Here is a 12,092-nt window from a genome sequence, read left to right as displayed (position 1 = left end):
AATCTTTTGAAATAGGGGGATATGGAGGAGTTTTTTTGTTCATAAACCAAAAAGAGCTTAAGTTTGTTCACTATTAAAAATTCTATGGAAGAAGCAACCCAAATTATTAGTTATGTAGCTTATTTATTACCTGCAATTGTGGTAGGTCTTGTAGCATATTTTTTCTTTAAAGGCCACACTGCAAATGAAGAAGGTCGTAGAAGATATTTAATTCAGAAGGAAGCACAAAAACAAGTATTACCGCTTCGTTTGCAAGCTTATGAACGCATCACGCTTCTTTTAGAGCGAATAGATTTGAATAAATTATTGATTCGGGTAAAACCGTTTTCAGACTCAAAAGACGATTATGAAAACTTATTAGTAAAGAATATTGAGCAGGAGTTTGAGCACAATCTTACGCAACAAATATATGTTACTCCAGAATGTTGGAATTTGGTGAGTGCGGCCAAAAACGCTACAATTCATATCATTAGACAAGGTGCTATGCACGAAAAGGAAGGCAATGTAGATAAAATGCGAGAGTGGCTTTTACAAAATTTTATGGAAGAAATTACACCTTCACAAAAGGCTTTGGCATACATAAAAAAAGAAGTGAGTGAGCTTTTTTAGAATGACTTATGACCAAAAGAATCAGGACGTAAGGCAGGTGATGGCCTAATGATTCAAAAGATTTTTTAGATGTATAAATTATTTTTTTAGTCTTAAGTCATACATCCTTTCGTCCTTAGTCTCTTTTTAAGTAGTAAATAGATTATTTCGAATCGCAAAAAGCATAAGACCAATTCTGTTTTTTAGCCCGAGTTTTTTATAGAGGGAATCCCTGTAACCTTCTACGGTTTTGTAACTACAGATCATGGCTTCGGCAATTTCTTTATAGCTCATATCTGTACAAGCTAGTTTTATGAATTCCAATTCTTTATCTTTTATTTCGGTTTGAATGTTTTTTTCCAAAGACTCCATAAGTATTTGCGAAACGGTGCTTGTATAGTAATGACCACTTTCCATTACTTTTTGCAATGCTTCTTTAAGGATTTCTTTTTTGGTATCCTTCATTAAATAACCTTTGGCACCAGCGCGAAGCATTTTTAGTATTGTGTATTCATCTTCTTCAATTGAAAGCGCGAGTACCTTTATCTTTGGATATTGCGTTCTAAGTTTTTCTGTGGTTTCTATTCCGTTCAAAATGGGCATTTTAATATCCATAAGTACCAAATCTGGGATGTTTTTTGGCTCTTTCAATCTATCTAGAAGATCCTGTCCATTTTTACATAGATAAAGCACTTCAAAGTTTTCAAAATCCTGAACCAAACCCCCTATGGCCTGAGAGAGTAAAAAATGATCGTCAACTACTACTACTGTATATTTCATTAGAATCTTCTATTTAAAATTATTGAAAGCTTATATATTAAACCATGTTATATTTTAAGTGCAACGACGTTCCTTCTCCTTTAGTTGACTCTATCCTTAAGGTTGAATTGATAAGTTTTGCTCTTGTTTTCATATTTTTCAAACCAATTCCCATAAAATCGTCATCTTTTGAAAACCCTACTCCATCGTCAATTGCTGATATGGTTAGGTGCTTTTCAGAATAATCAAGAACAACATTTAAAGATGCCGCTTTGGAATGCTTTATAGTGTTTGAAAAAAACTCCTGCAAAATTCTAAAAAGTATAATTTGGGTATTTCCTTCTATTGGCGCTATAGTTCCAACAACTTTTAATTTTGCCGCTATAAATTTCAATCTATTAAACCGTTCAATTTCCAGACTCACTGCTTCTTTTAAACTAAGGCTTTTCAGTGCTTCTGGATTTATCAATTTTGAAAGCGCCCTTAGCTCATCAATTCCTGAGCCAATAGTTTCACAAACCTCTGGCATCATTTCTGGTTTTTCTAATGACATTTGGGCTTGTATTTTTGCCAAGGTCATTAGCTGACCAATATTGTCGTGCAATTCCCAGCTTATGTTTCTCAGGGTTTCTTCTCTTATCTCTATTTGCGATTCTGCAAGTTCCCGATCATACGCTTTTTTGGTCTCTGCTTGTTCCCGAAGCAACCGGTTTTTCCTGCGGGAAAAAACGCTGAACAGAACGATAACAATAATAACCAACGTTACCGGAATGGCTATCGCCATTATTATTATGACCTCTTTTTCATCCATAAAAACCCTGTCAAAAAGCACAAATACATAATGATAATGAGCGAAAACTGAATAAGCTGTAAAAGCTCAAAAAAACTATTGAAATTATAATACCAAGAACGAATTATTTTGATTGGAAGATACCCAATATAAAACAAAAACAAACCAACACTTATCCAAAACAATAGGTCGTTTCTAACCACCAGAACTAATGATGACTGCAAAATACTTATATAATAAAGTGTTATACTGAATATTAATACTCCTGCACCAGCAATGTAGGATTTTGTAAAAGATTCATTAATAATATCGGTAAATATTAAATCACCTAAATAAAATATCCAAAAAATTCCAATACCTATTTTAATATAATTTTTGAATTTCACTTCTTCAATAGCCTTCATAAAAAGGTAAAAAAACAACGTAAAATAAAAAAAGTAATATATGTTGAATATCACAATATTTGGCACATCATATGTCTCGCTAATGAACTTTCCGAAAAATTCTGCAAATAAGCTTAAAAACAAAATTATCGGCAATAACTTTAAAGGTGTGTTTTTATAAAGCGGATATTTAAAAATCGACAAAATAAATACAATAACATATAAAGCCAAAAAGATGGTTTGTAGATTAGATAAAATTGTTTCCAAGAATGATTAGTATTTAATTTCCATGATCAAAAGGATTATTTCCTGGTGGTGGTGTGATAGTTCCATCATTTAAAATCAAACTAGTAGTTTCACCAACTGTAGCATTATTAGACATAAAAAATCCAGCCTCATTCATTTGGCCAGTAGAATCCGTTTGATCATTATCTTGGGTTCTTTCTTCATTCGAGTTGCGCCCTTTTAATGGTACAGCTGTATATTTTCCATCAATATCTTCAATTGAAAACCCAACGTTTTCACCTTTATAAGACATTGTAGGAACTACAAAAAAGCTATTTCTTCTTGGATATTTTACTACATCGCCATTCGGAAATTTATCGCTATTTGGGTAATTGGAAAGATAAAAGCGCAATGTGTTAATATCTACATTGGCTTCTTTTGCTTCGTGTTCTATGTATGCAATGTATTGTTTTATGGTTTTTAAGTCATACTCTGCGTAACGTGTGGGTGTAAATTTCTCTGGGCTTGGAAGTACGCTGTCCTCGTATTTTTGAATAATGCCAGAACGTCTTTCTGAATAAGCATCATACATTTCCTGAGCTTGCTCAACAGAAATTATATTGTCCTTTGGTGGGCCTTCATAAGGTGGCTCGGTGTGAGTTGGGTTTTCACAAGCAATAAACAACAAGCTAGTAAAAATCAGTAACAAGAATCGGTTGGTCATTTTTGTTGTCATAACTAAAAGATTTTAGGGTTGAGGTATAAATGTAATTACAAATGCGCTAATTTAAAAATGGACATTCATAATCTTAAAGGAAAGATACGTCATAACAACTGATAATTAGCCAATTAATATCAAGTTTCAAAAAAAATACAGGGAAAACACTTAAAACCTGGGGGATTTCCCCCTAAGCTTTTACTATGCTTTTTGGACAAGAAAAAGTATAAAATCAATCCTCCATAACCCGAATCTCGTTCAGCTCTTCGTTTTTTTGGTATGCATATTCATAGCCACGTTCCCACCATTTTTTCATCATTTCCTTATCAAAAATTAAGGAATTGGTGGTTAACACCGTAGGTGTGTAGTAAAGATTGATAATAACGTCCTTATTGGCAGCCACAAACTTACCAATGCGAATGTTTTGTTTTTCAATACGGTCTGCCATATAACTATGCATATTGGTCAGCAACGAAAACACATTTTTTGAAGGGAGCCTATTGTAATACATCACTTCTGTTTCAAGTATAATCACGTCGACCGTTGTGGCACCTCGGTTTATGGCTTCTTCAATAGGAACCATACTTCCAAAACCACCATCGGCATATTCGCAACCATCTTTTTTAGCTAGACTCATAAATGGAGTGTAGTTCGAAGAAATCCAAATCCAATCCAGAAAATCCTGATATTCAAAATCATTTACAGATTTGTATTCCACTTGGTTTAGCGAAAGGTTTGAAACCGTAACCACTACTTCTTTTTCTGAAGCTTTAAGCGTATTAAATTCATTTTCGGTAAAGGTTTTTTCAATGAGTTTTCGCAAATTCAGGCTTTCGCCGAAGGTTTTTTTTCCTTTAAAAAAATTCTTTAGAACCGTGTAATGGTTTATTGCTATTTGCTTTCCGCCAAATTTATCTTCCTTAATAACAAACGGACAGCTGTTAAAAATACTCTTTTGGTTCACCGAAGTAAAAACATCTTTAATATCGGCAATCTTATCTAACGCCAAATGCGAAATGAGCAAACTTCCAGTAGATGTGCCCACAAAAAGGTCGTACTCGTGATGCAGCTCATCCATTAAATATTGCGCCACACCGCCCGCAAACGCGCCTTTACTACCACCTCCAGATATTACTAATGCTCTCATTCCTTTATTATTGAATTCAAATAATTCGCTGCCTTGTCTGAAACTTGTCTCCCCAAAACCTTAATTTGTTCATAGTGTTTTTTCTCCTGAAGCAGCTTGTTCAACATTTCTTTTGAAGGCTTAGAAAATCGCCAAGTGGGATGCACACAGGCTTCTGCAAGATTTTTAATCGTTTCCAAATCCCAAAGTTGAAGCTCATTTACGTATTCGAAAGATTTCTCACGAATTTCGAAACTATATTCGGTTGATGTGTAATTTTTCAGTTCCTTTAAATAATTTTCCTTCTCAGTATTGTTATAATCTTCAGTAATTAGTGCCAAAGCGAGCCACAATTGCCTTATGTTTTTATTCTGAAAACCTTCAACAGCTTTTGTTTTGTTGAGATATTCCGATTTTCTTTCTGGAAACTGTGTCCATGTTTGATACAATGCAGCTTCCATCGTTACATAAGATTCGTCATTTAACAAAGTTTCATATTCCTTTTGAAGTTCCTTCGGAATGGTTTGTAACGAAAGTGCTACAGCCTGCCGAACATAGAGATTATTACTTTCAAAAGCAGTTTTGTACAGCGGGAGCGTTTCAGAAAGCGGTTCATCCACCAACTGATAAACGGCTTCCTGGCCAATAAAATCATTCGGAAACGTGAGCGCCGTCTTCAACTGAAGCTTTTTATCAGAAATTGGAACAGCGCGAAGAGCAGCAACTTCAAAATATTTATTTACGAAGGAAGATTTCAGCAAAGATTGATAGGCTTCTTCACTTTGAAAAGCAGTCTGTTGCAACCAATCCCTTTCAAAAGCTGAAATATCTGCTTGTGCAACCGCTTTCACTTCATTCAAAAAATCTTCGGTGGAAACGTTTTTGAATTTATATTTTTCTAAATAATTCTTGATAGCAGTTTTAAAAGCCTCATCCCCTATTTTCTCCCTTAAAATATGAAGCGCCCAAGCACCTTTTTGGTAAAATGTAAGCGAACTAGCCTTAGGGTTTAAAAGTGATTCTCCCTTCCCTTCATCGCTCGCAGTCTTTAACTGTTCAGCAGTTTGGTATAACTGCCAGTAATAATAATCATCGCCGAAAATTTCTTTTTCGGCAAGCAAAGCGTAATAAGTTGCAAACCCTTCCTGTAGCCAATGGTCTTCACTAGATTTTTCCGTAACCATATCTCCAAACCATTGATGTGCGAGTTCGTGGGCGTTTACGTTTACGTAATTTCTATCGTTAAAACCTGTGGAATCAACCATAAAAGCTTCGGAAAAGAAGGTGGCGGTTGTGTTTTCCATTCCGGCATACAGAAAATCGCGAACGGGAACTTGTTTGTAATTTTGCCACGGATAAGGAAAACCGATTTCAGTTTCCAGAAAATCAAAAATCTGTTTGCTGTAACGGTAGGTTGGCTCAACTTTTAGTGAATCTGAAGGTTGATAGTATAATTCAATGGGAATTCCTGAATTTGAAACGAGTTCTTTTTTGTTGAAATTTCCAATGGCGAAGGCTACCAGATAGCTAGACATTGGTTCTTTCATATCGAAATGCCAGTATTTTTCATCTGAATTACTTTCAACTTTCAATAGCGCTCCATTGGCTATTACATTTTTATCTTCTGGAGCCATTACTTGAAGGTCAAACTCAATTTTATCATTTATATCGTCGATGCTTGGTAACCAATGCGAAGTGTATTTTCCTTGACCTTGCGTCCAGATTTCATTTCCGAAGAAATATAGGGTTTGCTTGGGTTTCATGTTGTACCATAATTCTGCCTTATAGTCTTTGCCCTCTTCAAAATTACCTGTAAACCAAAGCTTTTTTTCGTCGGAAGTTATTTTGAAATCTTTAGTTTCTACCTTATTAATCTGAATGCTCACAGCATCCATAAATATGGAATCCGTCTCTTTTAAAACTCTAAATGTGACTAAAAAATGTCCTCCAATTTTCTTTTCAATTATATCAGTACCTATTAATGCCTCAATCTTCAAAAAGTCCGCAACCTCAGTCTGCTGGGAAAATATTTGAAGGGAAAATAAAAAGCAGGAAAACGCTAAAAAATATTTTGTCATTATTCTTTATCTAAATTATTTTTTGTTCGTTGCAATTCTTGAATGTCCAATAAATCCTTTGTACGTCCCGCTTTAATCTTGCTCGTAATTAAATCATCAAAAGACAAAACACGCCATTCCAAGTCCCTTCTTTTAACAATTACTGCTTCCTCAAAAGCTTTAGAAAAAGACTTATTTACCGAGAAATTCGTGATAATCTCTAAGTTAAGAATACTCGGAGTGAATTTAATCGAAATATTTTGCTGCTGCTCTTTTACTTCTTCAGGAAAATCGTCAATTTCAAAGCCCATTTCTTGAAAAACAAGAATTAATTTTTTAAAGTTTTCAGCAACCGGTTCTAACCAAAAATCAACGTCGGCTGAATGTCTTTGGTAGCCGTGAAAATTTACTGCACCACCACCAACCATAATCATTTTTACTTCGTGCTCTTTGCAACCCTTAATAAAATCGCGAATATTATTATCCCAAGCTTCAATCATCTATTTTTAAAATGAATTATGAAATTATCTTTTTTATCCGAAGTTTCTTGAGTGGGAAAATCCCTCATTTCATAACATAACCTAAAAAAAGCAAAAACTCGCTCAGCACCAGAAAGAGCCAAGAATTCTGCTTCTTGTAGCTTTTTACTTTCTTCCTTTGTTCTGAAATTAATTTCCATACGTTAAAGATAATAATTCTTGGTTGGGATTCCTGCCTTCGCAGGAATTAAGTATTTTCGTTTTATGAATGCCAATTTTCTCCAAACTCCAATAGATTACTTAAAAGGCGTCGGTCCAAACAGGGCAGATTTGCTCAAAAAAGAGCTTGGTATCCACACTTTTCAGGATTTGCTGAATCTTTTTCCGAATCGGTATTTAGATAGAACTCAGTATTACAAAATTGCACAATTACAGCAAACCAATTCCGAAGTTCAAATTATTGGAAAGATTACACATATAAAAACCGTAGAACAAAAACGTGGAAAAAGGCTCGTTGCAACGTTTATTGACGAAACTGGCAGTATAGAACTTGTATGGTTTCGCGGTCAAAAGTGGATTCGGGAGAATCTAAAATTGAACGTTCCCTATGTAATCTTCGGAAAAACGAATTATTTCAACGGAAGTTTCTCTATGCCACATCCTGAAATGGAATTGCTAGATGCACACGAAAAAAGTATCCGTTCGGCAATGCAACCTGTGTATCCTTCCACCGAAAAATTAGGGAATAGCGGCATCACAAATCGGGTGATAAATGGACTGATGCAGCAACTATTTTTGGAGAGCAAAAACAACTTCGCGGAGACCCTTTCAAAACCACTTTTGGATGAGCTAAAATTAGCCTCCAAAAGGGAAGCACTTTTCAACATACATTTTCCAAAAAGTCAGGCCCATTTAGCACGTGCACAATACCGATTAAAGTTTGAAGAATTGTTCTACATTCAACTGCAATTAATCAGGAAAAATCTGCTTCATAAATCGAAAATTAAGGGCTATCCTTTTGATAAAATTGGAGACCATTTCAACACCTTTTTTTCGGAACATTTACCCTTTGAATTGACCGAAGCACAGAAGCGAGTTATCAAAGAAATCCGCAATGATTTAGGAAGCAATGCCCAGATGAATCGACTCTTGCAAGGCGATGTAGGTTCGGGCAAGACGATAGTAGCAATAATGGCAATGTTAATAGCACTTGACAACGGTTTTCAAGCCTGCTTAATGGCACCGACTGAAATTTTGTCAGTCCAGCACTATAACGGTTTAGTTGAAATGTGTAAAAACCTGAACACCAGTATTGAATTGCTAACTGGCTCAACTAAAACTTCAAAGCGAAGAGAAATTCACGAAAAGTTGGAAAATGGTGAATTAGACATGTTAATTGGCACCCACGCACTACTAGAAGAAAAGGTGAAATTCAAAAATTTAGGGCTCGCAATTGTGGATGAGCAGCACCGTTTTGGCGTGGAACAACGCAGCAAACTTTGGCACAAAAATGAGTACCCGCCACACGTACTTGTAATGACCGCCACCCCCATCCCCCGCACTCTTGCCATGAGTGTTTATGGCGATCTAGACATTAGTGTAATTGACGAGCTTCCGCCGGGTAGAAAAGACATTAAAACCGTGCATCGTTTTGATGCAAATAGACTCAAGGTTTTTCGGTTTATAAAAGACGAAATTTCCAAGGGCAGACAGGTCTATATTGTGTACCCTTTAATACAGGAAAGTGAGACCATGGATTACAAGGATTTGATGGACGGATACGAGAGTATTACACGTGAATTTCCCCTACCTGAATACCAAGTTTCTATCGTTCACGGACAAATGAAATCTGCAGATAAGGAATATGAAATGAATCGCTTCATTAAAGGCGAAACTCAAATTATGGTCGCCACTACGGTTATTGAAGTTGGCGTAAACGTTCCAAACGCCAGTGTAATGATTATTGAAAGTGCAGAACGTTTCGGTCTTTCGCAACTACATCAATTGCGTGGTCGTGTTGGTCGTGGTGCCGAACAGAGCTATTGTATTTTAATGACGAGCCACAAACTTTCTGCAGATGCTAAAACCAGATTGCAAACCATGGTCCGAACCAGTGACGGATTTGAAATTGCAGAAGTTGACCTAAAACTCCGCGGTCCTGGCGATATGATGGGCACACAACAAAGCGGTGTGCTAAACCTACGTATTGCAGATATAATAAAGGATTCTGAAATATTAAAGATTGCCCGAAGCTACGCAATGCAAACCCTAAAGGCAGACCCCAACTTTGCTTCCGAAGAAAATATTCCTATAAAAAATACATTCGAGCAACTTGTGAAGTATCGGAATATTTGGAATTATATTTCTTAATTCTACCACAGAAATTTATTTTTCTTTTTAGAGAGATAGAAATCTCAAAGGAGAGAAACGATATAGAAGAATTGTAATAAAGGGTGTAACACTCTATCTTGTAAGTAAAAACTTCATTTTTTAGGGGGATTTCCCCCTACCTTTCCTTATGTATTTATCGTATCTTGTTGAATATTAAAAAGATAAGATTCAAAACAACCAATCTTAAACTAGATGAGTGAAAAGTTTATAGAAAAAGCGCATTGTGTTGTGATGAGCAACCTTTCCGATGAAAATTTCGGGGCAAACAGTCTTGCATTACTCTTGGGATTGAGTACCTCACAAACACTCAGGAAAATAAAGGCCGCCACAGGAAAATCGGTAAATAAATATATTAGGGATCTGCGATTAAAGGAAGCCGCCCGATTAATCCAGGAAACCGAGCTCTCTCTTGCTGAAATCTCATATAAAGTAGGTTTTAACAGTGCATCCTATTTCAGTAAAACATTTAGTAACTATTATGGAATTACCCCCAGTGAGTTTAAAGTACGAAAAATCAGTTCGGAGGAATTGGATGCTATCAAGCCCACGCACAGCTTACGTAGTATTATCACCAGCAAAGCAACTCTTTATATTGGTATTTTACTCCTGGCGTTACTAGCAGGATATTTTATTATAAATGGCATAACGGCAAAAAATCATTCCTTACCCAATTCTATCGCGGTTTTACCTTTTAAAGATTTGAGCCAACAGGACAATCAATGGTTTTGCGATGGCGTTTCAGAAAATATTTTACATTCCCTGGCGCAGATAAAAGATGTAACGGTCACTTCTTTCACTTCATCATCTACCTATAGAAATTCAGAAAAGCGTATTCCAGAAATAGCTAAGGAGTTGGGAGTCTCCTATATTCTGGAAGGCAGTGTGGTACTGCATGATAACAAAACAAAAATCATTGTTCAGTTGATTGATTGTAACGACAATCATATTTGGTCCAAGGAATATTCTGATGATTTCGAAAATATTATAGATATTCAGAACAATGTAGCCCAAGAGGTGGTAAGTCAGTTTAAAACAACCCTAACTCCATTAGACGAGCAAACCTTAAATGCCTACCCTACAAAAAATATGAAGGCCTATGCATTACATTTAGAAGGGCGTTTGATCAATGATAGTAGAAATTTTGAGGATTTAGAAAAAAACATTAAGAACAATAAAAAAGCCATTGCGTTAGATTCCAATTTTGTAGAAGCCTATGCCCAAGTAGCATCTACAAATCTCGTGGTTGCCATTAACTACGAATTAAGCGGTAATACTAAATACGTAAAAGAAGCCCGAGAATACGTTAATGATGCTTTGGCCTTAGACCCAAATTCTGCCAGAGCCAATGCAGTAAAAGCGAGACTTTTATTGGGTAATGATTGGAGTGAGAGTGAAAAGTATTTTAAAAAAGCCATTGCCCTAAATCCAAATGACAGCGAAACACGTTATTGGTATGCAGATTATTTTTTGAAGTCTGAAAATTCAGATTTAAAACAAGCCCTCAAGCAAGCAACTATAGCCTCTAGATTAAGTCCATTTTCTCCTGAAATTGCTGCCAGATATGCATGGTTAATGGTTTTAAATAATAAATTTGATGAAGCTGAAGCATATCTTACAGCTTACGGATTTGTTATCCCTACGGATGAGCGGTTTCTAATTAGCTTACATTTAGGAAGTCGGAAAAATAAAGATTGGCATCCCCTCTTTGATTGGGCATATACCCTAATTAAGAGTGATCCCGAAAATGCGCCAATGTACTACCATTATTTAGCGCAAGGGTACAATCAAATATACATAGACAAATTAAAGTCGATGGAGTGCGCTAAAAAGGCTTATGATTTAAATGATGATTTTTTATATTTCTATATTTATAATTTAATGATAAATGGATTTCACGATAAGGCAGCCGAATTCCTGAAGTCTGATGTTTTTAAAAATCTTCCTGAAGAAGGTAAAAGATATTATACCTGGGAATACCAATACTACACGGGGAACTATGAACAAGCTCAAAACGAAATAGAAAAATATCCAGAAGTATTTAAATACAGTGAACTCTCAAAAACCTATGCACAATTGGGAGATAGAACAAAACTAGATAGCATCAATAAATTATATTTTGTACAAGGAGAACACAAATATTTTTACAGAGCTTATGTGCATGCTATATTGAAAGAACGGGACTCTATGTATTATTACTTAAATAAAGTAAGATATAGTTACTATAATCCCTTTACAATAACAAACGGCACTCCAGAATTCGAGCCTTACAAAAATGATCCTCGTTATAAGGCACTTTTAAAAGAGTTTTACATTCCAATTCCTGAAAAGTAAAAACCCAAGAAATATAGTCGCACATCTTGTAATCCCCAAAACCCTTTTTGGGTCTTCCAACACAATAAAACTTATTCATTTTTACCATCTCTACAACTTTACATAGACGTGCCGAGCATTGCCTTGCGTGAAAATTTCAACAAAATGCACGAAATAAACTAGGGATTGCCTGTTTTCTACAACACCTAAACTTAGATATTGATGTACTTTGATACTAATAAAAGTTGACATCGTGTCAACCTCTC

At 35.6% G+C, this 12,092-nt stretch carries 11 protein-coding genes; 3 read left to right on the top strand and 8 right to left on the bottom strand.

Annotated features, from left to right (window positions below):
* Positions 1-84 precede the first annotated feature (84 nt).
* Positions 85-609 (top strand): DUF7935 family protein, encoded by a 525-nt coding sequence (locus AEQSU_RS11590; protein ID WP_014783046.1) that lies wholly within the window; start codon positions 85-87, stop codon positions 607-609.
* Between the two features lie 126 nt (positions 610-735).
* On the opposite strand, the gene AEQSU_RS11585 is transcribed toward AEQSU_RS11590, so the two are convergent.
* From AEQSU_RS11585 to AEQSU_RS11550, 8 genes are all read right to left on the bottom strand, one after another.
* Positions 736-1,368: a response regulator transcription factor gene (locus AEQSU_RS11585; RefSeq protein ID WP_014783045.1), complete on the bottom strand. Its 633-nt coding sequence runs from the start codon at positions 1,366-1,368 to the stop codon at positions 736-738.
* Positions 1,369-1,405: 37 nt separating this feature from the next.
* Positions 1,406-2,158: a sensor histidine kinase gene (locus AEQSU_RS11580; RefSeq protein ID WP_042491965.1), complete on the bottom strand. Its 753-nt coding sequence runs from the start codon at positions 2,156-2,158 to the stop codon at positions 1,406-1,408.
* Complete coding sequence (locus AEQSU_RS11575) at positions 2,137-2,787, bottom strand: hypothetical protein (protein WP_014783043.1); 651 nt, start codon at positions 2,785-2,787, stop codon at positions 2,137-2,139. Before AEQSU_RS11575 ends, AEQSU_RS11580 begins: the two co-directional genes overlap by 22 nt.
* Before the next feature lie 13 nt (positions 2,788-2,800).
* Positions 2,801-3,481: a hypothetical protein gene (locus AEQSU_RS11570; RefSeq protein ID WP_014783042.1), complete on the bottom strand. Its 681-nt coding sequence runs from the start codon at positions 3,479-3,481 to the stop codon at positions 2,801-2,803.
* A gap of 214 nt (positions 3,482-3,695) precedes the next feature.
* Positions 3,696-4,610 carry a patatin-like phospholipase family protein gene (locus AEQSU_RS11565; RefSeq protein ID WP_014783041.1) on the bottom strand — a complete coding sequence of 305 codons (915 nt, stop codon included), beginning with the start codon at positions 4,608-4,610 and terminating at the stop codon, positions 3,696-3,698.
* Complete coding sequence (locus AEQSU_RS11560; protein ID WP_014783040.1) at positions 4,607-6,667, bottom strand: M1 family metallopeptidase; 2,061 nt, start codon at positions 6,665-6,667, stop codon at positions 4,607-4,609. The genes AEQSU_RS11565 and AEQSU_RS11560 overlap by 4 nt, the downstream gene beginning before the upstream one ends.
* Positions 6,667-7,146: a nucleotidyl transferase AbiEii/AbiGii toxin family protein gene (locus AEQSU_RS11555; RefSeq protein WP_014783039.1), complete on the bottom strand. Its 480-nt coding sequence runs from the start codon at positions 7,144-7,146 to the stop codon at positions 6,667-6,669. Before AEQSU_RS11555 ends, AEQSU_RS11560 begins: the two co-directional genes overlap by 1 nt.
* A complete protein-coding gene (locus tag AEQSU_RS11550) occupies positions 7,143-7,325 on the bottom strand; it encodes a hypothetical protein (protein WP_014783038.1) in 183 nt (60 codons plus the stop codon). Before AEQSU_RS11550 ends, AEQSU_RS11555 begins: the two co-directional genes overlap by 4 nt.
* 64 nt (positions 7,326-7,389) lie before the next feature.
* On the opposite strand from AEQSU_RS11550, the gene recG reads away from it, so the two are divergent.
* Positions 7,390-9,495, top strand: coding sequence for an ATP-dependent DNA helicase RecG (gene recG, locus AEQSU_RS11545; RefSeq protein ID WP_042491961.1), 2,106 nt, complete (start codon positions 7,390-7,392; stop codon positions 9,493-9,495).
* Positions 9,496-9,708: 213 nt separating this feature from the next.
* A complete protein-coding gene (locus AEQSU_RS11540; protein WP_014783036.1) occupies positions 9,709-11,847 on the top strand; it encodes a helix-turn-helix domain-containing protein in 2,139 nt (712 codons plus the stop codon).
* Positions 11,848-12,092: the final 245 nt, after the last annotated feature.

Source organism: Aequorivita sublithincola DSM 14238 (assembly GCF_000265385.1).
GTDB classification, from domain to species: Bacteria; Bacteroidota; Bacteroidia; order Flavobacteriales; family Flavobacteriaceae; genus Aequorivita; species Aequorivita sublithincola.
Note: the sequence above shows the minus strand (reverse complement) of the source record. Positions and strands in the feature narration are given on the sequence as shown.

Bases quoted from the DNA above. Each gene is read 5' to 3' on its own strand.
- recG (WP_042491961.1), top strand. From the start codon at position 7,390: ATGAATGCCAATTTTCTCCAAACTCCAATAGATTACTTAAAAGGCGTC.
- AEQSU_RS11540 (WP_014783036.1), top strand. From the start codon at position 9,709: ATGAGTGAAAAGTTTATAGAAAAAGCGCATTGTGTTGTGATGAGCAAC.
- AEQSU_RS11550 (WP_014783038.1), bottom strand. From the start codon at position 7,325: ATGGAAATTAATTTCAGAACAAAGGAAGAAAGTAAAAAGCTACAAGAA.
- AEQSU_RS11555 (WP_014783039.1), bottom strand. From the start codon at position 7,146: ATGATTGAAGCTTGGGATAATAATATTCGCGATTTTATTAAGGGTTGC.
- AEQSU_RS11590 (WP_014783046.1), top strand. From the start codon at position 85: ATGGAAGAAGCAACCCAAATTATTAGTTATGTAGCTTATTTATTACCT.
- AEQSU_RS11580 (WP_042491965.1), bottom strand. From the start codon at position 2,158: ATGGATGAAAAAGAGGTCATAATAATAATGGCGATAGCCATTCCGGTA.
- AEQSU_RS11585 (WP_014783045.1), bottom strand. From the start codon at position 1,368: ATGAAATATACAGTAGTAGTAGTTGACGATCATTTTTTACTCTCTCAG.
- AEQSU_RS11570 (WP_014783042.1), bottom strand. From the start codon at position 3,481: ATGACAACAAAAATGACCAACCGATTCTTGTTACTGATTTTTACTAGC.
- AEQSU_RS11565 (WP_014783041.1), bottom strand. From the start codon at position 4,610: ATGAGAGCATTAGTAATATCTGGAGGTGGTAGTAAAGGCGCGTTTGCG.
- AEQSU_RS11560 (WP_014783040.1), bottom strand. From the start codon at position 6,667: ATGACAAAATATTTTTTAGCGTTTTCCTGCTTTTTATTTTCCCTTCAA.